Below are 20,928 nucleotides of genomic sequence, written 5' to 3' on the forward strand. Positions count from 1 at the left end.
TGGGTGGCCGGTTAGGTTTGGCCGATGGCTCAGATCAGGTCTGTCACAGCCGAGATCCTCACCGACCGGACCCTTTCGAACCTGGTGGTCGAGGTCGAGGACACCGACGGCGTGGTGGGCCAAGGCGAGGCGTGGTGGGGTCTCAGAGACGCTGCGGAGCCAGGTCGAGAGGCCCGGCCCATCAAGTCGGTCGTCGACGATCTGTTGGCGCCCCGACTGGTGGGCCGCGAGGCCGACGAGATCGAAAGCATCTGGTTCGAACTGTCGGACTGGGGCTACCGCTACGCCGACCAGGGAATATTCACCATGGGGCTGTCGGGCGTGGATCTCGCCCTTTGGGATCTGCTGGGCAAACGCCTCAACAGGCCCGTTATGTCGTTGTTCGGTGGGCCGGCCCAGGCGGCTATCCGCGGCTATGCCAGCCTGCCTCCGCTACGAGAGCCGGCCCTGTTGGTGGCCGAGACTGCCCGGGCCATTGAATACGGGTTCACAGCCGTGAAGCTCCACGAGCTAGATCCAGAACTGACCGGTCTGCTGCGAACCGAATTCGGCGACTCGCTCGACATCATGGTCGACGTCAACGGGCACTTCGATGTCGTCGAAGCCATCGAGCACGGTCGGCGCCTCAGCCAGTTCGGCATCGTCTGGTTCGAGGAACCGGTGCGACCCATGCGCGACCACCGCGCCATCACCAGGGTCGCAGCGGCGGTGCCGTGCGCCGTCGCCGGCGGCGAGAACGAGTACACCCTCGAGGACTTCGACCGTCTGCTTCGCACCGGTGCCATCACTTATCTGCAGCCCGAGATCACCAAGATCGGCGGGCTCACCGCAGCCAGGCGGGTCAGCACGCTGGCCGAGCTGCACAGCGTGGCGCTGAGCCCCCACAACTTCAGACTGGGGCCTGCGCTGTACGCATCGATCCAATGGGGCTTCACGAGTCCGGCCACGAAGTGGCTCGAGATCCCGTGGGTGCGCCCCCAGGTCGGTTTCTCGCACCGGGCTCAGCTGCCACCACTGGTCGACGGCATGGTGCTGCCGCCGACCGGCCCGGGCCTGGGCGTAGTCATCGCGGACTGAGCACCACCCGCGGTTCAGAGGTCGATGTGGGTGCCTATGTCGACGCTGTGGGCCGGGGATAGTCCGTAGTACTCGGTGGGGTCTCCAGCGTTGCGGTGCATTAGGGCAAACAACCTCTCTCGCCAGCGCGCCATGCCTGGCTGCTTGCCGACATGCAGGCGTTCGCGTCCTAAGAAGAAGGTCGTGTGCTGCGCGTCGAAGCTCACGCCATCGATCAGGAGCCGGCCGAGATCGCGTTCGAGATCGACCCTGTCGCTGAACCCATAGCGCATCTCCAGCTCGTGGAACCCAAAGTCGTGGGCGCGGTGCTGGTGCCGCTGTGCAGGGTGCACGTGTGGGCGATCGTCGGTGACGATCCGCAAGATGACCACGGTCTCGTGGAGGCTTTCGTTGTAGCGGAGGTTCGTGAGCAACGCCGGCGGCACCAGGCCTGGCTGGCGATACAGATACACACCGGTTCCGGGATGTCTGGCCGGTTGCGCCGACTGAAGTCCTTCGACGAAGTCGTCTATCGACAGGCCGTCGCGTTGTACCCGGCTGGATATCTGTGATCTGCCTGTGCGCCAGGTGGTGAACACCAGGAAACCGATGAGCCCGATCGACAGCGGGAACCATCCGCCGGCTGCGATCTTGAACAGGTTTGCCCCGGCGAAGGCCAGGTCGATGGCCAACAGCGGCAGCAGGGTCGCGGCCGTGCGCAGGTTGCTCCAGCCCCAGCGGTGCCGTGCGATCGAGGCGAGCAACAAGGTGGTGACGGCCATGGTCAGCGTCACCGCAACCCCGTACGCCGCGGCTAGCGAACCCGAGGAACGAAACGAGAACACCAGACCCAGACACGCGACCAGCAGCATCCAGTTGACGCCAGGGACGTACACCTGGCCCCGGTGGGCCGACGAGGTCTGCACCGTGCGCATTCGGGGCAGGTAGTCGAGGTTCATGGCCTGCACGGTCAGCGAGAACGCCCCGGTGATCAGGCCTGCGACGCAATGATGGTGGCTGCCGTGGCAAGTGCCGTCAGGGGCAGTTGGGCCCAGTCTGGGGCCAGGTGAAAGAACGGGTTCTCGATTTCGGTCGGGTCCTGCAGCAGCAAGGCGCCCTGCCCGAAATAGTTGAGCGTCAGCGCCGGCAGCACCAGCACGAACCACGACAGCTGGATGGGCAGCTTGCCGAAGTGACCCATGTCGGCATACAGAGCCTCGCCGCCGGTGACCACCAGGAACACCGAGCCGAGGACCAGGAAGCCCTCGAGGCCGTTGTTTGCGAAGAACACCATGGCGCGGGTGGGGTCGAGGGCTCTGACGATGTCGGGTTCGTGCGAGATGCCGATCACGCCGAGCAGAGCGAGGGTTGCGAACCACACCACCATCACCGGTCCGAAGAAGCGCCCCACAGTCTCGGTGCCGTGACGCTGAACGGCGAACAATCCGATCAGGATCGCAGCCACTATCGGCAGTACCCAGCTGTGGACGCTGGGGGCCGCAACCTCCAGACCCTCGACCGCCGACAACACCGATATGGCGGGCGTGATCATGCCGTCGCCATACAAGAGCGCCGTTCCGAACAGCCCCATCAGCATCAGGGTCTGGCGCGAGCGGCCGCGTTCGATCAGCGAGGCGAGGGCCAAGATGCCGCCCTCGCCGTGGTTGTCCGCACGCATGACCAGCAACAGGTACTTGACCGTGATCACGACTATCAGCGACCAGAACATCAGCGACAAGACGCCCAGGATGTTTTGTTCGGTGACCGCCAGGTCGTGTTGACCGGCCAGAGATTCTCTGAATGCATACAGCGGGCTGGTTCCGATGTCGCCGAACACGACGCCCAACGCCCCCAGCGAAAGGGCGGCGGTGTAGGTGATGCGAGGTCGGCCTGAATCGTGCCTATTCACCAGGAGGCGAGTGTATGCCCGCCCAGCCGACCGATGTCAGCGGGTGGTCGAGGCCTTGGCGACGTTGCGGAACGGAACGTCGCGATCGAGCTCGGGTTCTTTGGGCAGGCCCAGTACCCGCTCGCCGATGATGTTGCGTTGAATCTGGTCTGTGCCTCCACCGATGGACGTGAAGTAGGCGTTGAGCGACATGAAGTTGGCCGCGTCGCCGTCGGGGTTGGCAGGTCCGGCCAGCATGGCTTGGGGCCCGATGATCAGCCGCTGCAGGTGGGCGCCGTCGTGCAGGATCCGCGACATGGCCAGCTTGCCGAGCGACAGGATCGGAGACGACGTCCCCTGCTTGAGCTGAGCCTTGGCCCTGGCCGCGTTCCACTTGTTGACCTGGCGCAGGCTGTGCACGCGCATCAGCTCCTGGCGAATCGTCGGATCGTCGGCGCGGCCGTACTCTCTGGCCAGCGAAACGAGGTCGATCTCGGCGCCCTTGCTGTCGGTGCGGCCGAACTCCTCGTCCTCGGACGCCCTGGGTCCGCGCGCCGAGTCGCCCATCACCGAACGCTCGTAGGCCAGTGCGGTCTGCAGCACCCTCCAGCCGTCGCCCAGGCCGCCAAGAAGGTTCTCGGCCGGCACCCTCGCACCGTCGATGAACACCTCGTTGAAGTGTTTCTCACCCGTGATCTGTCTGATGGGCCTGATCTCGATGCCGGGTTGGCGCATGGGCAGGAAGAAGAACGAGATGCCTCTGTGCTTGGGAACGTCCCAGTCGGTGCGGGCGATGAGCATGCCGTACTCGGCCAGATGGGCACCCGAGGTCCACACCTTCTGGCCGGTGACCACGTATTCGTCGCCGTCGCGCTCGGCGCGTGTCTGCAGCCCGGCCAGATCAGAGCCGGCACCGGGTTCTGAGTACAGCAGGCACATTGCGACCTCGCTGCGCAACAGGGGGCGGATCAGCTTGTGCTTCAGCTGTTCGGTACCGAACGTCAGCAAGGTGTTGGCCCACAGGTTGTGGATGTCCTGGCCCGAGCCGGGCGCCCTCACCGCGGCGAACTCGGTTGCGATGGCTCGGCCCTGGTCGGCGCTGAGCCCCAGCCCGTGCCACTCGGTGGGCCACGTCGGCACCGCGAAGCCACGGTCGATGACCATGTCGAGCCAATGGCTTCGGTCCATACCCGGCGACCAGTTGTCGGCGAGCCATTTGCGCGCCTCTAGGCGGATCTCCTCGGTCGAGGAAGCAGCGTGTGACGAGCCGGTGTTGGTCGAGGATGCGCTCATGCGCACAGCCTGTCACACCTCCCGACGAGGTACCCCCATCGGGTTGGGGTAGGGCACCTGGGTTGCGGCCATGTCGGCCAGCGGGGCCACTGCGTCGAGCACCGCCGCAAAGCGTTCGCCAAGCGACGAGATCGCCGCGGCGCACAGATCGTCTGTCAGGTTCTCGACGTGTCGATGCACTTGCAGGCCGGCGACCGTGGCCTGGTGTTGCCGGTCGATCAGCCCGCGCTGCACCAGGCGATCTAGTGCTTCCGACCAGTCTTGCTGGGTCCAGCCCCGGTGAGGTTCGATCACCTCGCGTGGCGTACCGTCTACCGCCAGCCGCAGAACGGTCGACTCGAGCCCGTCCAGATCGTTGGTCAGCAGGGCTGCGACATGCCCATCTCCGCGATATTCGCGATACATCGTCGCCGCGTGCCACAAGGCCGGCAGGGGAGCATCGGGCACCTCGAGTCCTCGGTTGGCAGCGAAGATGGGCCGTCCACCCACCGGTGCCGCATGCAGCGCGTCGACCAGGGCGCTCGCAGCCATGGCCCAGCGGGGGTCGGCCTCGTCGATACCCAGCCGACCGAAGCAGCGCCCGACCCCGTCCAGGCGGGCCTCGAGGGCCGACTGGGGCGATACCACGCTCCAGATCTCTGGCACCGACCGGGCCACGAAGTCAGGGTGAAACCCATAGAAGGCGGCGGTCACAGCGCCAGGACCCACGGCTCCCATAGGCGCCGACCGGGCGGCGAAGTAGCCGCGCCAAAAGCCCTTCAAACCCCGATCGGCGAACGCCGCCGTGACCTCGGGAGCGAAATAGACGACTGCGTGGATCGGCTCGAGCAGCTTCCAGAGTGTGCGAGCTCCTTCACCGCTCGGTGATCGACGGTCCTTCTGCATACCATCGATTGTGGCCTCGGCAGGCCCAACGTGCTGAAAGGGAACCTCCTGTGAGAATCGCGAACCACGACGGTCGGGCCGTCATCGTCGTCGATGACATGGTGGCGGACATCGCTGTCGTTTCGGGCGGCGAATTCGGCCCAGATCCGATGTCGCTCTACGAGCGGTGGGATGCCTTCGTCGAATTTGCCCGAGCCGTGACCGACACGACGGGTGCGCTCGACCAGTCGTTGCTCGGGTGCCCGGTGCCGGCCCCGCGGCAGTCGTTCGCCATCGGTCTGAACTATCGCAAGCACGCCGAGGAGTCGGGTTTGCAAGTGCCCTCGGTTCCCGCGACCTTCACCAAGTTCCCCGCTTCGCTGTCGGGGCCATTCGACGACATCGAGATCGTCGGCGACACCGTGGACTGGGAGGTCGAACTGGTAGCCGTCATCGGCAGACGTGCTGATCGTGTCGACGCGGCAGACGGCTGGGCACATATCGCCGGGTTGACCGTTGGCCAAGACATCAGCGACCGAACCCTGCAGATGGCTGCGGGCGCCCAGTTCTCGCTGGGCAAGTCGCGCCGGGGTTATGGGCCGATGGGGCCCTGGTTGGTGACGCCGGACGAGTTCGAAAACCCCGACGACCTGGCGCTCGGTTGCTCGGTCGACGGAGAGGTCATGCAGTCCGACCGCACCAGCGACCTGGTGTTCAGCGTGCCTCAGCTGGTCGCCGAGCTGTCGTCGGTGCTTCCGTTGCTGCCTGGCGATGTCATCTTCACCGGCACACCCTCGGGCGTGGGTATGGCGCGCAGGCCGCCTCGGATGCTGCAGCCCGGCCAGCTTCTGGAGACCTGGGTCGAGGGCATCGGAACCATTCGCAACCGCTGCGTCTGACCCTGCCCTCTGCGTGAGGGGTGGCTCAGACCGGGTAGGTCACCCCGGTCAGTTCGGCCGAAACCGCCCAAAGTCGCTGCTGCGTCTCTTGGTCGTGTGAGTCGGCGTTCGACTCGACAACCACCGGATACCCTCTGACCTCCATGAACCCGCCCGGCCCGTAGTACTGGCCGCCAGTCGCCTGTGGGTCGACGGCGGCCCGGAGCGTGGGTAGCGCGCCCATATCAGGACCCTGCAGCATCAGCCCCACCACAGGCCGCAGCAGCTTCGCACCCGGGATGTGGCGTCCGAGTTCGGTGTCGGACACGCCGGGATGGGCAGCCAGCGCCTGGGTCGGCGCGCCGGCGTTCGACAGGCGGCGCTGCAGCTCGTAGGTGAACAGCAGGTTCGACAGCTTCGAGCGGCCGTAGGCGACGACGCGGTCGTAGCTCTTTTCGCTCTGGAGATCGTCGAAGTCGATGCGCGACCGGATCTTGTGCCCGACGCTGCTGACCGTGACCACCCGAGACCCATCGGTGCCGACCAGGCGGTTCAGCAACAACCCTGTCCAGGCGAAGTGGCCCAGGTGGTTGGTGCCGAACTGCATCTCGAAACCGTCTGCCGTCTTTTGCTGCGGGGTGTACATGACCCCGGCGTTGTTGATCAGCAGGTCGATTCGATCGTGGGCGTTGACCACGTGGGCTGCCGCAGCGCGGATCGATTCGAGCGATGCCAGGTCGAGTTGCTGAACCTCGAGCTGGGCGTCAGGTACATCACGCTTGATGTCGTCGGCCGCCTCCTGACCGCGCTCGAGGCTGCGCACAGCCATCACGACGTGTGCGCCCTTGGCTACAAGAGCCCGCGCGGTCTCGAGGCCCAGGCCCGAGTTGGCACCCGTTATCACCGCGACCCTGCCCGACTGATCAGGCATGTCCTGGGTTGTCCACTTTTGGCCCATGGCCGCGTCTCCAAAATGTTGCCCGATGTTCCTGGACGCCAACCTACCCAGCCGAGCCGCGCTCGACTGATCAGACCTGAGCCGTGCAGGACCTTCGCCCCTCGACCGGTCGTGCCTGGCTGCAGATACTGCCAAGGTGCAAAGCGTCGAACACCCAGCGCCCGGATCGGGGCCCGAAGGGGCGCGACCCAGGCCCTTGTGGCGCCAAGTGGCGATACCTACCGAACACGGGGGATGGAGCCTCACCGCCGAACCGATCGTGCTGGGGCTCGTCGTCGAATGGTCGCCAGCAGGCGCAGCGCTGGGCCTTGCTGCCATGCTGGCGTTCGTCGCCAGGACGCCCTTAAAAGTGGTGTTGGTCGACCGCTGGCGTGGCCGCACTCTCGACCGAACGCAGGTGGCCGCAAGAATCGCCACCGCCGAGTTGGTTGCGATCGCAGCCCTGGGTTTGGCCGCGTTCTCCTGGTCGCTCGACCCCCGGTTCTGGGTGCCCCTGGCGGTTGCCGCGCCATTGGTCGGTGTCGAGCTGTGGTTCGACATGCGCTCGCGCAGCAGGCGACTAGTGCCGGAGCTGGCCGGAACCGTGGGAATGGGGTCGGTGGTTACCGCAATCGTGTTGGCCGGCGATGGGTCGGCGTCGCTGGCCTTGGGCCTTTGGGCCGTCGTGTCAGCTCGTGCAGCTGCGGCTATCCCATACGCCCGAAATCAGGTGCTCAGAGCTCACGGGCGTCCGATCACGAGATGGCACAGCGACCTGGCCCAGGCTCTGGCCGCCGCTGCGGTGCTGATGGCGTGGCTGCTGGGTGCGGTCCCGCTGGGCGCGTTGGTGGCCGTGGCCGGCGCCGCGTTGCTGAACCTGGGGTGGTCGCGAGGCCCGGTTCGACCCGCAAAGGTCGTGGGCATGCAGCAGCTGTTCCTGGGTGTGGCGGTGGTGGTCGTCACCGCTGTTGCGGTGTTGGGCTGATCACGGCCCCAAAACGGCGAAACGCCGCCGCCCCAATGGGCGACGGCGTCGACCGCGGGCGGATCTGCCCGTCAGATGGCTCGTACGTTCTGGGCCTCAGGGCCCTTCCGGCCGGCGCCGACCTCGAACTCCACCTTTTGTCCTTCGGTGAGCGACCGGAAGCCACTCCCCTCGATGTTGGAGTAGTGGACGAACACATCGTCCTCGCCTTCGCGCGAAATGAAGCCGAAGCCCTTTTCGCTATTGAAGAACTTGACAGTTCCTTGCATTGCACTTGCTTTCTTCCGAGACGGCCTCGTGACCGGCTCATCTTTGACTCTACGGCTTCGGCGTGCCTTGGCTGCGCCTTCACCGCGGTTGTTGTTGGCGGGAGCGGCCTTGTTGACCGGTCCCGATCCGACATGACCCGGTTCGGTTTCAGCGAACCCCAGCTGACGCTGGAGGGTCTTCAGGTCTGCGACCTGGTCGGGCTGTACCAGCGACACGACCACACCATTGCGACCGGCGCGCGCAGTGCGCCCCGAGCGGTGGATGTATGTCTTGTGATCGGCCGGTGGATCGAAATGTATGACGGCGGCAACGTCGTCGACGTGTATGCCACGAGCTGCGACGTCGGTCGCTATCAGGGCTTGGACCTTGCCCCTGGTGAACTCGTCGAGGGTGCGGGTGCGCCGATTCTGGGCGTGGCCTCCGTGAATGGCCGCGGCCGTGACGCCGCTGCGGTTCAACTGCTTTGCCAGGCGATCAGAGCCGTGACGGGTGCGGCAAAAGACCACCGCCTGGCCAGCGTCGGAGATCACCTTCACGCTGGCATCGACCCGCTCGGTCTTGTCGACGGCCCAGAAGCGGTGCTCGGCGGAGGTGATGTCGGGTGTGGCGTCGCCGACCTCGTGGGTCACGGGGTTGTTCTGGTAGCGCTGGGTCAGCTTGGCCACCTCGCCGTCGAGGGTCGCCGAGAACAACACGGTCTGGCGCGTCGGAGTGGTCTGGTCCAGCAGGCGCTTGACAGCCGGAAGGAAGCCCATGTCGGCCATGCGGTCTGCTTCGTCCACGACCACACGGTCGACGTCGGCCAGGCTTATCGCATTGCGATCGATCAGATCCTCGAGACGGCCCGGGCAGGCGACGACTATGTCGACGCCCTTGCGCATCTGGTTGATCTGGCCGGTGTAGCCGACGCCGCCATAGACGACGCCGACTGTGACGCGACCCGAGAAGCTGCGCAGTTCGGCGGCGATCTGGTCGGCGAGTTCGCGGGTGGGTGCCAGCACCAGGCCCTTGGGCCGTTTGGGCTGGGCGTGTCCGACTGTGGCGACGAGTGGAATGCCAAAGGCGAGGGTCTTGCCAGAACCGGTGGGGGCACGACCGCACACGTCGCGGCCCGCGAGGGCGTCGGCGATGGTGGCGGCCTGGATTTCGAAGGGGTGATCGATGCCTCGCTTGGCCAGCGCGCGACAGATCGGATCGGGAACGCCCAGTTGGGCGAATGTGGGGGACATCTAGCTCCTTGCCCGCGGCGGCGGGCAGCAATGGGTTCGAGTTTCGCCTACCCCGTTTGGGGCGGCCTTGGGGGATACGGGTGGTTCGATGGACAGAAGAACCGAAACCCGTCTGCGAACCCACCGGTCGGAATGCCCGACCAGGTTGTGGGTAGGGTACCGGAATGATCGTCGAATCGCTCCTTCCACTCGGAAAGCTCGACCCGGGGCTGCGCGAACCCGACACGCCGCTGGACATCAGGCGCTTTGCAGAGCTGGCCCGCACCGCCGAGGAGGTGGGTCTCGGAGCAGTGCTGGTGGAGGAAACCAAGGACGATCCGCTCCAGCTGCTGGCGCTCGGTTCGACCACGACCTCGACGATCCAGCTCGGGACCTCGGTGGCGATGGCATTCCCGCGCAGCCCAACGGCCACGGCCCTGTCGGCCTGGTCGCTGTCGAAGGTGTCCAACGGTAGGTTCCTGCTGGGTTTGGGCACCCAGGTGAGGGCTCACATCGAGCGGCGCTATGGCCTCAAATGGCACGCCCCGGCGCCGTGGATGCGCGACTACGTCAACGCCATGCGGGCGGTCTGGGACTGTTGGCAGAACCGCACCCCGCTGCAGTTCGAGAGCCAGCACTACAAGCTCGATGTGATGGTGCCCCTGTTCGACCCCGGCCCCATCGAGCATCCCGACATCCCCGTGCACATAGCGGCCATCGGTCCCAACATGTGCGCCCTCGCCGGCGAGGTCGCCGACGGGGTGCGATTGCACCCGGTGTGTACCCCCCGATATATCGACGAGCGGGTTCTGCCAAACCTCGCCAGGGGAGCCGCACGCACCGACCGCAACGTCGACGACGTGGAGGTCTGCATGAAGCCGCTCATCGGCACCGCTCCAGACGAGGAGCGCCTCGAAAAGGTGGTGCGCACGGTGCGCGCCCGTGTGGCGTTCTACCTCTCGACCCCGTCGTATCGCCAGACCTTCGAACTGCACGACTGGGGAGACATCGCAAGGCAGGCTTCGGTGCTGTCGCGCGAGAAACGCTGGGACGAGCTGCCCGGCCTGGTCAGCGACGAGATGCTGAACACCGTGGCCACGATCGGCACCTACGACGAGATAGCGGCCAAGCTCAACGAGCGCTATGCAAACCGGGTCGATCGCATCGAGTTCTCGATTCCTGTCGAGACCCCCGACGATGCCGAGCGCTTCCGCTCGATCCTCGCCGACATCGAATAGCGGCTCGCCCAGGCGGGCCATACTTGGTGATTCATGATCGTCAGAGTGACTCCACAGAACGGCCCGGTCGAGCTCGTCGATCCACACGCTTTCGACGGGTTCCACGTCGAGGCACCCGCCGACGCGACGCCGTCGGAGGTGTCGGCCGCGCTGGGCACCGCTGAGGCCGGCTCGCCCTCGAACGATCACGTTTGGGTGAGGGTCGACCAGGTTCGTGGCCTGGCCCCGGCCGGCGACGCAACATGGTCGGCGGGCTTTGAAGCCATGTTGGCCTATGCGCAGGGCAAGGGCTGGATGAACGCCGGCGGCGACATGATCATGGCCCACCTGGTAGCGGCCTCTTCCGGCTGAACCCCCAGCGACCGACGAAGGAGCGCGTATGGCTCGGTTGACCGTGAAGGACCTGCTCGATGCCAAGGGCACCCGCAGGTTTTGCCAGGTCTACATCCGAAACGCCAAGGAGGCGGCCGCTTGCAACGCGGCCGGCGTCGACATGGTCATTCACTGGGAGGGTGGCGACATCGCCGCGGTCAGAGCGGCCGCACCCGACGCCTTCCTCACGGTAGGCCTGGTCTACGGCCGTCATGCAAGCATTCCCGAAGCGCTGGGTGCCGCATATCGGGCCCTCGAGTTGGGTGCCGACGCTGTGTACTGCCCCCAGAGTCTGGCCTACGTCGAGGCGTTTGCTGCCGAGGCGATACCCACCGTTGGCCACGTCGGTTTCGTCCCCTACAAGCGCACCTGGATGGGTGGTTTCAAGGCCGTGGGTAAGACGGCCGACGACGCTTGGCGTATCTACCGCGACGCGCTGGCCTATCAAGACGCCGGCGCGTTCGCCGTGGAGATCGAGATCGTTCCTGCGGCGGTCGCCGCCGAGATCTCGTCGCGCCTCGACCTGTTGACCATCGGTATGGGCGCCGGGTCGGGGTGTGATGCGCAGTACCTGTTCGCAACCGACATCCTGGGCGACAACGAGGGGCACATACCACGTCACGCCAAGGTCTACCGAGACCACCGGGCCGAGTACAAGCGCCTGTACGAAGACTCGATAGCCGCCTTCTCGGAGTTTCGAGCCGACGTGATCTCGGGCGCATATCCGACGCCCCAGCACAGCCTCGGTATCGACCCCGATGAGCTCTCCCGGTTTCGTTCGCTCATAGACGACACCCCATAGGGCGCGGTTTGGGTTGGTGCCCGGCTCCGACGTGCGGCAGGCTCTGTACATGAGCGAACAGCCGTGGACCGGAGACGTAGTGGGCCTCGTCGATGCGTTTCGGGCGGGCGAGCGAAGCCCGTCAGAGGAGCTCGAGGCCACCCTGGCCGCCGTCGAGGCGAGCGACCTCAACGCGGTGTGCTACATCGACGCCGAAGCGGCCCGCGAGGCGGCCGCCAACGCCGATGTTTCGCTGCCGTTCGGTGGAGTGCCGCTGGCGGTGAAAGAACTGCTCGCCGTTGCGGGGTGGCCTGCCACCCAGGCCTCGTTGGCTCTGGCCGACCAGGTGTTCGACCGCGACAGTGTGTCTGTCGAGCGGCTGAAGGCGGCTGGGGCCGTGGCAGCGGTGCAGACGACCTCGAGTGAGTTCGGCGGCACCAATCAGACGTTCACGAAGCTGCACGGTGCGACCCGCAACCCGTGGAACCGCGAGCGAACACCGGGTGGCAGCTCGGGTGGCTCGGCGGCGGGCGTCGCCGGTGGCCTGTTCGCCCTGGCAACCGCCAGCGACGGCGGCGGATCGATTCGTATACCCGCGGGCTTCTGCGGCCTCATCGGGCTGAAGTCGACGTACGGGCGTATCCCGCGTGGTCCTGGCGTGATCTTGGGCAATGCGACTTCGGTCGAGGGGTCGGTCAACCGCAGCGTGCGCGACGCTGCCCGCTTTCTCGATGTGACCAACGGATTCGACCTGCGAGACCCCAAGTCGCTGCCGCGTGTCGAGGGCTACGAAGCCGGTCTCGGTTCGCACCTGGACGAGATCAAGACACTGCGCGTAGCGGTGGTTCCAGACCTGGGTTGTGCAACCGTGGGTCCAGAGACCACCGAGCTGGTCATCGCCGCCGCCGACGAGCTGATAGCGGCCAGTGGCATGCAGCGGGTCGAGATCGACCTGCAGTTGCCCAGGATCATGGCGGCTTGGGGACTGACGGGTGCCATCGGCGTCCGCAAGTCGCTGGGCGACAGATGGCCGGCCTGTGCCGACGATCTGGGCAGCATCGAAAGGGCAGGGCACCGGTCGGCCGAGCAGCGCATCGACATCAACTCGCTGGCTCGTGCCGAGGCCAGGAGGGTCGAGCTCGACGAGGCCATGGCCGAGATGTTCGGCCATGCCGACATCGTTCTGGCAGCGACCAACCCCGCCCCGGCATTCGGCGCCGACAGTTGGCTGCCGAGCGTGTTCGAGGGTGTCGAAGCCCACGCCAACAACAACGGCGCACTCACCGCACCTTCCAACATCTTCGGCAACCCGGCCATCGCGCTGCCTATAGGTCTCTCCAGCGATGGCCTGCCGGTGAGTTTGCAGGCGTTGGCGCCGCACTATCGCGAAGACCTGTTGCTGGATCTGGCACTGGTGTGGGAGCGCGACCACCCGGTGAAGCTCGCCGCCGCCTGAATCAGCCCTGCGCCCTCTTGCCCTGGGCTGCGTCGGCAACTATCCGGTCGATCCGCTTGGCTCGGGTGTCGTCGCGCGCAGCACTGATCACCCACCACAGCATCGCCTTGCGCGCCGTTGGCGGAAACTGGTTCCAGTTGTTGCGGGCGGCGGTTTCGCGGTCGAGCGCGGCCGCCAGTTCGGCGGGTTCGATGAGGTCCTCGACAGGGTCGAGGATCGTCCACCAGCCGTTGGCCTTGGCGACCTCGACGGCACGGCGGCCGGCATCGGTCATCAGCCCGGCGGCCTCCATGTCGGCCACCCGCCGGCGATTGAGTCGGGTCCAGGTGCTCTTGGCCTTGCGCGGGGTGTACAGCTGAACCCCGCGCTCGTCGTCGATGATGCCGACCGTCGAGTCGATCCAGCCGAAGCAGATCGCCTCCTCGACAGCCTCGGGGTAGGGGCACCGAGGTGAGTCGACGTGGTTGCGCCAAGAGCACAGCCACACGCCTCTGAGGCCTCGATGGTTGGCGGCCAACCACGAGCGCCATTGGGCCCTGCTCTCTGCGTGGTAGATCGGGTAGTCGAACTTCCACGTTGCGGGGTGTTCTGACGCCGACGGTGGGTGCTTCATCGGCCGCTACACCGGGCGCACCGGCCGTGAAGATCGAGGCTGTGCCGCAGCGGTTCGAACCCGACCGCCCTTGCGGCCGATGCCAGGTGCTTGTCGACCAGGGCCTCGAGCTCGTCGTCGAGTTGGATGTCGGATATGGCACCACAGTCGATGCAGATCAGGTGGTGATGGTGGTCGAGCAGGGGCTCTGCGAGCTCGAAGTGGGCGTGTTCGGCGCTGCCCGCAACGCGGTGCACCACGCCGCACTGCTCTAGCACGTCCAGGTTTCGATAGGCCGAACTGGGCGCCAAGTCGGGCTCGAGTTCGGTTATCTCGGGCAGTGTGACGGGCCGCCCAGCCTGGCTCAGTACCTCGACCAGGCGCCGACGACCGGCCGTGTAGCGCTGTTCGTTGTGGGCGAGGCGCGCAGAGACGTGGTCGTGGATTTCGGCGGCGAAGTCGGCTCTGGAGACCGGTTCCATCCAGCCCAACGCTAGCGGTTGCTCTCGGCCGTAGTGGAACTGAGAATCATTCCCACTAGGATCGGCGCCGTGGGTCGTATGTGCCCGACCACCGTCCGCTGTGAAGGAGAAGTAGATGCCCCGACTGCGATGGCCAGGTGTCGGCGTCGTCGTGTTGAGTGCGGCTCTGGTGGCGTCGGCGTGTGGTGACGACACCAGCGAGCAGGCCCAGCCCCAAGGTGTGCCGGTGGTCGTGGTGACCACCGGCATCTGGGCCGATGTGGTGGACAACATCGCATGTCAGGGAGGGGTGAGGATCGAACAGTTGGTGCCTACCGGTGGCGATCCGCACTCGTATGAACCCTCGATGGCCGATCGGGCCACGACGGAAGATGCCGTGCTGGTGGTGGCCAACGGTTTGGCGCTGGAGGAGGGGCTCGACGACACCCTCGATGCGGTCGAGGGCGACGGCACCCCGGTGTTTCGGGTCGCCGAGCACGTCGATGCCATCGAATACGCGGGTGGCCACGACGACGAGCACGATGACCACGCCGAAGACGACCCGCACGGGCACGAGGGCGACGATCCGCACGTGTGGTTCGACCCCATCCGTGTAGCTGGGGTGCTTCCCGAGCTGGGCGACGAACTCGCGGCCCGGGCGGGCCTCGACGCAGGTGAAGTCGCCGATTGCGTCGATCGGTACGCCTCGGCCCTCGCCGAGGTCGACGCCGAAATATCGGCATTGGTCCAGTCGATCCCCGCCGAGAACCGCAAGCTGGTGACCAGCCACGACTCGCTGGGTTATTTCGCCGACCGCTACGGATTCGATCTGGTTGCGACGGTGAGTCCAGCGTCGTCTGGACTCGCCGAGATGGACCTGCGGCACCTCGACGAACTGAAGCAGGTCCTAGAGGCCACTGGGGTGCGTGCCATCTTCGCCGAAACCCAGCACTCGTCAGATGATGCCGAGACGCTGGCCGATCAGCTGGAGGGTGTCGAGGTCGTCACCCTGTACACGGGCAGCCTCGGTGAGCCGGGGTCGGGCGCCGACACCTACATCGGGCTGCTGCGCACCAACGCAACGCTGATCGCGGAAGCGCTCGCCTAGCCGCGACGCGGGCTGGGGGCACAACCCCAACGGCAGCTACCTTCGCGAGACGAGACAGCTATCTAGGGGACGGTCATGGACCTTCAAGGGATTCGGGCGGCGATTGTCGGCGGAGCGAGCGGGATGGCACGAGCCACCGCAGTGCGAATCGTCAACGGAGGTGGCAAGGTCGCCATCTTGGACCGCGAGGAATCGGCCGGCGCCGAGGTGGCTGCCGAGCTGGGTGGCACCTGGCATCCCTGCAACGTGCTCGATTTCGAGGGCATAGAGCTGGTGTTGGGAGAGGCCGTCGCAGCCCTCGGTGGGTTGGACGTGGGCGTCAACACGGCGGGCGGTGGCAAGGCCGGGCGAACCCTTGGCAAGGACGGCCCCTTCTCGCTCGATGACTTCCGTTACGTGGTCGACCTGAACCTGATTGCATCGTTCAACCTGAACCGGCTGATGGCCTCCCACATGGCCAACAACGAACCGAACGAAGACGGCGAACGCGGTGTCATGATCAACACCGCTTCGATCGCTGCGTTCGAGGGTCAGATCGGTCAGGTGGCGTACACGGCCGCCAAGGCGGGCATCGCCGGCATGACCCTGACCATGGCGCGCGATCTGGGTTCGTTGGGCATAAGGGTGATGACCATCGCCCCCAGCCTCTTTCACACCGGCCTCACCCAATGGATGCCAGAGGAACGGGCCGAGAGCCTTGTGGTCGACGCCGCGTTCCCCAAGCGGATGGGCAGGCCCGACGAGTTTGCCCGCCTGGCGATCTCGATAATCGAGAACCCCATGCTGAACGGCGGCACCATCCGCCTGGACGCGGGTCAGCGGTTCGGTCCAAAGGTGGGCGGGCCCAAGGTCACCCGGCCTTCATCCAACCAGCGTTAGCCGGCCGGCATCTCGCAACCGGGCCGGCGCGGTACCTTTCGCGTCACATGATCATCGTGCATGCGGGCATGCCCAAAACCGGAACCACTGCGCTTCAGGACGCGCTTTGCGCCAACCGTGATCAACTGCGCGACGCCGGCATCGACTATCCGGCTCTTTGGGGCGGCGAGGTCGAAGGCCACCACGACATCGGGCGCCGCCTGCTGGAAGACGACCTGTCGATCGTCGAGGAGATCCGAGAACGGCATACTCCCGGCCTCGATCTGGTGCTTTCCACAGAGACGCTCTCGAACCTGTTCACCGTGGAGCACCGCGATCGGCTGGTTGCGTTCCTGCGGGGTCTCGAAGCGATCGACTCGGTTCATCTGATCGTGTGTTTGAGGCGCATGGACGAGTTTCTCGAAGCGATGTACCTGCAACATGTGCGTCTGGGCCTCGATACGGGCACGGTCAACCAGTACATGGAGCCGCGAGTCGACTGGGCGCAAGAGGTCATCGGCGAACTAGCGCGCCTTCGGGCCGACCCTCCGGTGCATCGCACGACGATGTTGGCGTTGGTGCCTGGCGTCGACACCGTCGCCGAGGTGGCCGCAGCGATGGGAGTGCCAGCACAGCTCGCACGCAGCGATCGGGCCCGGAGAAATCGACGCCTCGGGCTGAGGGCCACCGTGGCACTGGCGCACGTCGACCTGGTCTCGGAACGAATTGGTGCGGCCATCAGCATCGACCAACTGCGAACTGCGTTCGAGTCGGGCCTGATCGACCTCGTCGACGACCCGCGCGACCTCCACGTGGTCCCGCGAGACCTGGCGGTTGAGGTGTTCCTCGGTTCGATGCGGGCCGCGCGTGTGGGAGGTCTGGACGTCTATAGCGATGCATACCTGCACGATCTGGTCGACGACAGTCCGCATCACGATCTGGACCCCAGTCTTTTGACCGACGACGACATGAGGCGCATTGAGGCCGGGCTCGGTCTTGGGTCGGGGCCGGCGAAGCGGGTCGCCAGCCGCGCAGCACCCGGGGTGGTGTATCTGGACACCGCCAGCGTCGGAGTTCCGCCCGCTGCCGCCGTCGAGGCGCTGCGACGCGGCGTCGACGCGTGGGCCGTTGGCGCAGCGATGCCACCCGACTACGACGAAGCGATCGAGCGCAGCCGGTCTGCCTACGCTCGAATTGTCGGCTGCGAACCCGATTGGGTTGCGATACCGACGCCGGTGTCGGTGGCAACCGCTCAAGCCAAGACTGCACTTCGTCCAGGCGACAAGGTGCTGTTGGCCGAGGAGGACTTCACCTCGGTGCTCTTCCCGTTCTTGGCCGACCCCACGATCGAGTCGGTAGTCGTGCCACTCGACCTTCTTGTCGAACGGATCGACGACGACATCGCCATGGTGGCAGTCAGCGCGGTCCAGTCGGCCGACGGTCGTATCGCCGACCTCGACCGGTTGGCCGCCGCATGCAGGGCCACCGGCGCCATCTCGTACGTGGACACAACGCAGGCGTCTGGCTGGCTCGACTTCGACGCATCGCGGTTCGATCTGACCGCCGCGGGTGCCTACAAGTGGTTGATGTGCCCTCGCGGGGTGGGGTTCTTGACCGTCAACCCTCGGGTAGGCGAGCGAATGGCGGCGCTGGCGCCGGGTTGGTACTCCGGTGAGCAGCCGTGGCAGACCGTCTATCGGCCGCCATATCGAGCCGCATCGAACGCCAGAAAGTTCGACGTATCGCCGGCCTGGCTGCCCTTCGTCGGGGCTGCGCCGGCCCTCGAAATGCTGGCCGACATCGGGCCCGCAGCGGTGGGCCGACACGGAATCGACTTGGCCAACCGATTCCGCTCGGAGCTGGGCCTCGCTGCCGGGGCCAGCCCCATAGTCAGCCTCGACCTGACCACCGCTCAGGTCGAACGGCTGCGGCTGGCGGGTGTTCGATTCGCGTCCAGAGACGGCCGCAGCCGGTTCTCGTTTCACCTGTGCAACACCCAGATGGACGTCGACTCGGCCCTCGACGCGATACTGGTGGAATGAATCAGCCAGAAAGCTTCTCGGTCGGTGATCTGTTCTCGGTGAAGGACAAGGTCGTGGTGGTCACCGGTGGGTCCCGTGGAATCGGCGAGATGATCGCCGCCGGTTTTGTGGCCAACGGCGCCAAGGTCTACATCAGCTCGCGCAAGGCCGAGGTGTGCGACGCGACGGCGCAGCGGCTCAGCGAACAGTACGGCGGAACCTGTGTGTCGATTCCGGCCAACCTGGCCGACCTCGCCGGCATCGACTCGTTCGTGTCGTCGTTCACCGACAGCGAGACCAAGCTCGACGTGCTGGTCAACAACGCCGGTGTTTCCTGGGGTGCCCCCATCGACGAGTTCCCCGAGGTTGGCTGGGACAAGGTCATGGACACCAACGTCAAGGGTGTCTTCTTCCTGACCCAGCGTTTGCTGCCTCAGCTCGAAGCTGCAGCGACCGCCGAAGACCCGGCGCGGGTCATCAACATCGGTTCCATCGACGGGATCCGCACCCCGATATTCGACAACTTCTCGTATGGTCCGTCGAAGGCCGCGGTGCACGCCCTGACCCGCCAGATGGCGGCCTCGCTGGTGAAGCGCAACATCCTGGTGAACGCCATAGCGCCAGGACCTTTCCCGACATGGATGCTCAGCACCGGTATCGGGGGCGGGGGCGACGTCGAGGCCACCGACTGGGAACGCTTCGGCAAGACAATGGGTCGTGGCCGCGTCGGCACACCGCAAGACATCGCCGGCCTGGCGATCTATCTGGCGTCGCGCGCCGGTGCATTCACCGTGGGTGACGTCATCACCTGCGACGGCGGCATCGCTGTGTCGTAGAGCGCAACCCCTACTTGCGGCGGACCTGGACTGGTAGTTCGGAGTAGCCCTTGACGAATGATGAGAGGACTCGTTTGGGTTCGTCTTGGACTTCGATGCGTTCGAAGCGTTGGAGGATTTCTTCCCAGAGGACGCGGAGTTGGAGTTCGGCGAGGCGGCTGCCCATGCAGAAGTGGATGCCGTAGCCGAATGAGAGGTGGCGGTCTGCGTTGGGGCGTTCGATGTCGATGATGTTTGCGGTGTCGCCGAAGACGTCTTCGTCGCGGTTGGCAGAGACGTACCACATGAGTACTTGGTCGTCTTTTTTGATCTGCTTTCCGCGGAACTCGACATCGTTGGTGGCGGTGCGGCGCATGTAAGACAGCGGCGTCTGCCAGCGGATGATCTCGGGCACCATGCTGGGGATCAGGTCGGGGTTGGCGATGAGCTTGTCGTATTGCTCGGGGAACTTGTTGAGCCCGTAGACGCTGCCCGACATGGTGTTGCGGGTGGTGTCGTTGCCGCCGATGATCAGCAGCAGCAGGTTGCCCAGATGGGCGATGGTGGGCATGTCCTTGGTGGCATCGCCGTGCACCAGCATCGACACCAGGTCATAGCCGGGGTTCTCGCGGCGCTCGGCCCACAGGCGCTCGAAGTAGTGGACACACTCCATCATCTCGTCGCGCTTTTGTTGCTGCGACTCGACGAGGCCGCCCGGCTCGGGGATGGCGAACGTGATGTCAGACCAACGGGTCAGCTTGCGGCGGTCTTCGAACGGGAAGTCGAACAGCGTCGCCAGCATCATGGTGGTCAGCTCGACCGAGACCAGGTCGACCCAGTTGAAGGTCTCGCCCTCGGGCAGCGAATCGAGAACACCGATGGTGCGCTCGCGAATGAGCGGCTCGACATTGCGAAGGTTGGCCGGAGCTGCGACCGAACGCACGGTGTTGCGCTGGGCATTGTGCTCTGGTGGGTCCATCGAGATGAACGAGGTCAGGGACACCTGCGGGTTGTCGCGCACCCATTGGGCAGGTGCGCCCAGCGTGATGCCCATGGCCGACGAGAAGTTCTTCCAGTCGCCGTCGATCTCCTTGACGTCTTCGTACTTGGTGATCGACCAGTAGCGGCCTGCGGTTTCGATCTCGTTGAAGTGCACTGGGTCTTCGGCCCGAAGACGAGCGAAGTGATCCTGCCAGCGGTCTTCGGCGAACAGGTGCGCGTTGGCCGGGTTGATGTCTTCTAGCGCCAGTTGATCGGCAGCGGGAACGTTGGCTCCCTTTTCTGCCATCTCTTGTTCCGGGGTGCGGAACTCGCCCGCTGGCCAGCCGAGGCGGTCTTCGGTGGTTTCGGTCATTGGGTGGGCCTCCGGTTCGTGAGACGATCGGATCGATTTCGTCTCATCAGATCATCCTAAAGGAATCGGTGGCCCAGGGGGAGACTCAGTCGGCTGCTGGGTCTTGATGGCCGATCGCGTCGATGAGGTCCTCGATGTCGTGATGCTGCTCGAGCGGATGTCGAAGCGGATGGCCCGCGTTGACCACGTATCGGTTGCGCCTGCCTTCGCGCTCGCGCACGACATAGCCGTCGTGCTCGAGGTCGTCGATGATCTGCGAGGCGGTGCGTTCGGTGATGCCCACCAGGTCGGCGATCTCGCGCAGCCGTAGGTCGGGCGTTCGTGCGATGGCCAGCATCACGTGGGCGTGGTTGGTGAGGAACGTCCAGGATCGCCGTTCTGTCTCCATGTTGGAACGGTAACAACAAATCTTGAATATCAATACAGGAGTTGCAATACAGGAAATGAATTTCCTATGATGATCCTGCAGTGCCGATCCCGACCCACGACGCTC

The 20,928-nt window shown here is 65.5% G+C and carries 19 protein-coding genes and 2 pseudogenes; 11 read left to right on the forward strand and 10 right to left on the reverse strand.

What is annotated here, in order from left to right:
* Window positions 1-24 precede the first annotated feature (24 nt).
* Window positions 25-1,077: a mandelate racemase/muconate lactonizing enzyme family protein gene (locus R2770_01765; GenBank protein MEZ5279173.1), complete on the forward strand. Its 1,053-nt coding sequence runs from the start codon at window positions 25-27 to the stop codon at window positions 1,075-1,077.
* A gap of 14 nt (window positions 1,078-1,091) precedes the next feature.
* Here the strand turns inward: R2770_01765 and R2770_01770 are convergent.
* The 3 genes and pseudogenes from R2770_01770 to R2770_01780 form a co-directional block, all read right to left on the reverse strand.
* A pseudogene (locus R2770_01770) lies at window positions 1,092-2,965 on the reverse strand (potassium transporter Kup).
* Window positions 2,966-3,001: 36 nt separating this feature from the next.
* The gene (locus tag R2770_01775; protein MEZ5279174.1) at window positions 3,002-4,237 is read right to left on the reverse strand and encodes an acyl-CoA dehydrogenase family protein; all 1,236 of its coding nucleotides are present in this window, start codon (window positions 4,235-4,237) and stop codon (window positions 3,002-3,004) included.
* A gap of 12 nt (window positions 4,238-4,249) precedes the next feature.
* Window positions 4,250-5,122 (reverse strand): hypothetical protein, encoded by an 873-nt coding sequence (locus R2770_01780; protein MEZ5279175.1) that lies wholly within the window; start codon window positions 5,120-5,122, stop codon window positions 4,250-4,252.
* Between the two features lie 50 nt (window positions 5,123-5,172).
* Between R2770_01780 and R2770_01785 the strand changes: the two genes are divergently transcribed.
* A complete protein-coding gene (locus R2770_01785; GenBank protein MEZ5279176.1) occupies window positions 5,173-6,000 on the forward strand; it encodes a fumarylacetoacetate hydrolase family protein in 828 nt (275 codons plus the stop codon).
* Window positions 6,001-6,025: 25 nt separating this feature from the next.
* On the opposite strand, the gene R2770_01790 is transcribed toward R2770_01785, so the two are convergent.
* Window positions 6,026-6,937 carry an SDR family NAD(P)-dependent oxidoreductase gene (locus R2770_01790; GenBank protein MEZ5279177.1) on the reverse strand — a complete coding sequence of 304 codons (912 nt, stop codon included), beginning with the start codon at window positions 6,935-6,937 and terminating at the stop codon, window positions 6,026-6,028.
* A gap of 136 nt (window positions 6,938-7,073) precedes the next feature.
* On the opposite strand from R2770_01790, the gene R2770_01795 reads away from it, so the two are divergent.
* Complete coding sequence (locus tag R2770_01795; protein MEZ5279178.1) at window positions 7,074-7,901, forward strand: YwiC-like family protein; 828 nt, start codon at window positions 7,074-7,076, stop codon at window positions 7,899-7,901.
* A gap of 71 nt (window positions 7,902-7,972) precedes the next feature.
* On the opposite strand, the gene R2770_01800 is transcribed toward R2770_01795, so the two are convergent.
* Together R2770_01800 and R2770_01805 are read right to left on the reverse strand one after the other, a co-directional pair.
* Complete coding sequence (locus R2770_01800; protein MEZ5279179.1) at window positions 7,973-8,170, reverse strand: cold-shock protein; 198 nt, start codon at window positions 8,168-8,170, stop codon at window positions 7,973-7,975.
* Between the two features lie 243 nt (window positions 8,171-8,413).
* Window positions 8,414-9,400, reverse strand: a pseudogene (locus tag R2770_01805) (DEAD/DEAH box helicase).
* A gap of 164 nt (window positions 9,401-9,564) precedes the next feature.
* Here R2770_01805 and R2770_01810 point away from each other — a divergent pair.
* Genes R2770_01810 through R2770_01825 form a run of 4 tightly spaced genes read left to right on the forward strand, consistent with a single transcriptional unit; the run spans window position 9,565 to window position 13,226 of the window.
* Entirely contained in the window at window positions 9,565-10,617 is a 1,053-nt protein-coding gene (locus tag R2770_01810; GenBank protein ID MEZ5279180.1) for a TIGR03617 family F420-dependent LLM class oxidoreductase, read from the forward strand.
* A gap of 45 nt (window positions 10,618-10,662) precedes the next feature.
* Window positions 10,663-10,968, forward strand: coding sequence for a hypothetical protein (locus R2770_01815; GenBank protein ID MEZ5279181.1), 306 nt, complete (start codon window positions 10,663-10,665; stop codon window positions 10,966-10,968).
* A 28-nt stretch (window positions 10,969-10,996) separates the two neighbouring features.
* Window positions 10,997-11,791 carry a 3-methyl-2-oxobutanoate hydroxymethyltransferase gene (locus R2770_01820; protein MEZ5279182.1) on the forward strand — a complete coding sequence of 265 codons (795 nt, stop codon included), beginning with the start codon at window positions 10,997-10,999 and terminating at the stop codon, window positions 11,789-11,791.
* A 49-nt stretch (window positions 11,792-11,840) separates the two neighbouring features.
* Window positions 11,841-13,226, forward strand: coding sequence for an amidase (locus R2770_01825; GenBank protein MEZ5279183.1), 1,386 nt, complete (start codon window positions 11,841-11,843; stop codon window positions 13,224-13,226).
* Window position 13,227: 1 nt separating this feature from the next.
* Here R2770_01825 and R2770_01830 read toward each other — a convergent pair whose 3' ends face one another.
* Together R2770_01830 and R2770_01835 are read right to left on the reverse strand one after the other, a co-directional pair.
* Window positions 13,228-13,839: a YdeI/OmpD-associated family protein gene (locus tag R2770_01830; protein ID MEZ5279184.1), complete on the reverse strand. Its 612-nt coding sequence runs from the start codon at window positions 13,837-13,839 to the stop codon at window positions 13,228-13,230.
* Window positions 13,836-14,300, reverse strand: coding sequence for a Fur family transcriptional regulator (locus R2770_01835; GenBank protein ID MEZ5279185.1), 465 nt, complete (start codon window positions 14,298-14,300; stop codon window positions 13,836-13,838). Before R2770_01835 ends, R2770_01830 begins: the two co-directional genes overlap by 4 nt.
* A gap of 115 nt (window positions 14,301-14,415) precedes the next feature.
* Between R2770_01835 and R2770_01840 the strand changes: the two genes are divergently transcribed.
* From R2770_01840 to R2770_01855, 4 genes are all read left to right on the forward strand, one after another.
* On the forward strand, window positions 14,416-15,387 hold the full coding sequence (locus R2770_01840) for a metal ABC transporter substrate-binding protein (GenBank protein MEZ5279186.1): 972 nt from the start codon (window positions 14,416-14,418) through the stop codon (window positions 15,385-15,387).
* 75 nt (window positions 15,388-15,462) lie between these two features.
* On the forward strand, window positions 15,463-16,266 hold the full coding sequence (locus tag R2770_01845; protein ID MEZ5279187.1) for an SDR family NAD(P)-dependent oxidoreductase: 804 nt from the start codon (window positions 15,463-15,465) through the stop codon (window positions 16,264-16,266).
* A 47-nt stretch (window positions 16,267-16,313) separates the two neighbouring features.
* Window positions 16,314-18,287, forward strand: coding sequence for an aminotransferase class V-fold PLP-dependent enzyme (locus R2770_01850; GenBank protein ID MEZ5279188.1), 1,974 nt, complete (start codon window positions 16,314-16,316; stop codon window positions 18,285-18,287).
* Complete coding sequence (locus tag R2770_01855; GenBank protein MEZ5279189.1) at window positions 18,284-19,102, forward strand: SDR family oxidoreductase; 819 nt, start codon at window positions 18,284-18,286, stop codon at window positions 19,100-19,102. Before R2770_01850 ends, R2770_01855 begins: the two co-directional genes overlap by 4 nt.
* Window positions 19,103-19,112: 10 nt before the next feature.
* Here R2770_01855 and R2770_01860 read toward each other — a convergent pair whose 3' ends face one another.
* Together R2770_01860 and R2770_01865 are read right to left on the reverse strand one after the other, a co-directional pair.
* Entirely contained in the window at window positions 19,113-20,435 is a 1,323-nt protein-coding gene (locus tag R2770_01860) for a cytochrome P450 (protein ID MEZ5279190.1), read from the reverse strand.
* Between the two features lie 85 nt (window positions 20,436-20,520).
* Window positions 20,521-20,823 carry a winged helix-turn-helix domain-containing protein gene (locus R2770_01865; GenBank protein MEZ5279191.1) on the reverse strand — a complete coding sequence of 101 codons (303 nt, stop codon included), beginning with the start codon at window positions 20,821-20,823 and terminating at the stop codon, window positions 20,521-20,523.
* Window positions 20,824-20,928 lie beyond the last annotated feature (105 nt).

The organism is Acidimicrobiales bacterium (assembly GCA_041394185.1).
GTDB lineage: Bacteria > Actinomycetota > Acidimicrobiia > Acidimicrobiales > Poriferisodalaceae > JAAETH01.

Excerpts from the sequence above, each read along its gene's own strand:
- R2770_01865 (MEZ5279191.1), bottom strand. The coding sequence starts at position 20,823 with ATGGAGACAGAACGGCGATCCTGGACGTTCCTCACCAACCACGCCCAC.
- R2770_01800 (MEZ5279179.1), bottom strand. The coding sequence starts at position 8,170 with ATGCAAGGAACTGTCAAGTTCTTCAATAGCGAAAAGGGCTTCGGCTTC.
- R2770_01810 (MEZ5279180.1), top strand. The coding sequence starts at position 9,565 with ATGATCGTCGAATCGCTCCTTCCACTCGGAAAGCTCGACCCGGGGCTG.
- R2770_01835 (MEZ5279185.1), bottom strand. The coding sequence starts at position 14,300 with ATGGAACCGGTCTCCAGAGCCGACTTCGCCGCCGAAATCCACGACCAC.
- R2770_01825 (MEZ5279183.1), top strand. The coding sequence starts at position 11,841 with ATGAGCGAACAGCCGTGGACCGGAGACGTAGTGGGCCTCGTCGATGCG.
- R2770_01765 (MEZ5279173.1), top strand. The coding sequence starts at position 25 with ATGGCTCAGATCAGGTCTGTCACAGCCGAGATCCTCACCGACCGGACC.
- R2770_01860 (MEZ5279190.1), bottom strand. The coding sequence starts at position 20,435 with ATGACCGAAACCACCGAAGACCGCCTCGGCTGGCCAGCGGGCGAGTTC.
- R2770_01820 (MEZ5279182.1), top strand. The coding sequence starts at position 10,997 with ATGGCTCGGTTGACCGTGAAGGACCTGCTCGATGCCAAGGGCACCCGC.
- R2770_01775 (MEZ5279174.1), bottom strand. The coding sequence starts at position 4,237 with ATGAGCGCATCCTCGACCAACACCGGCTCGTCACACGCTGCTTCCTCG.
- R2770_01840 (MEZ5279186.1), top strand. The coding sequence starts at position 14,416 with ATGCCCCGACTGCGATGGCCAGGTGTCGGCGTCGTCGTGTTGAGTGCG.
- R2770_01830 (MEZ5279184.1), bottom strand. The coding sequence starts at position 13,839 with ATGAAGCACCCACCGTCGGCGTCAGAACACCCCGCAACGTGGAAGTTC.
- R2770_01790 (MEZ5279177.1), bottom strand. The coding sequence starts at position 6,937 with ATGGGCCAAAAGTGGACAACCCAGGACATGCCTGATCAGTCGGGCAGG.
- R2770_01855 (MEZ5279189.1), top strand. The coding sequence starts at position 18,284 with ATGAATCAGCCAGAAAGCTTCTCGGTCGGTGATCTGTTCTCGGTGAAG.
- R2770_01845 (MEZ5279187.1), top strand. The coding sequence starts at position 15,463 with ATGGACCTTCAAGGGATTCGGGCGGCGATTGTCGGCGGAGCGAGCGGG.
- R2770_01850 (MEZ5279188.1), top strand. The coding sequence starts at position 16,314 with ATGATCATCGTGCATGCGGGCATGCCCAAAACCGGAACCACTGCGCTT.
- R2770_01780 (MEZ5279175.1), bottom strand. The coding sequence starts at position 5,122 with ATGCAGAAGGACCGTCGATCACCGAGCGGTGAAGGAGCTCGCACACTC.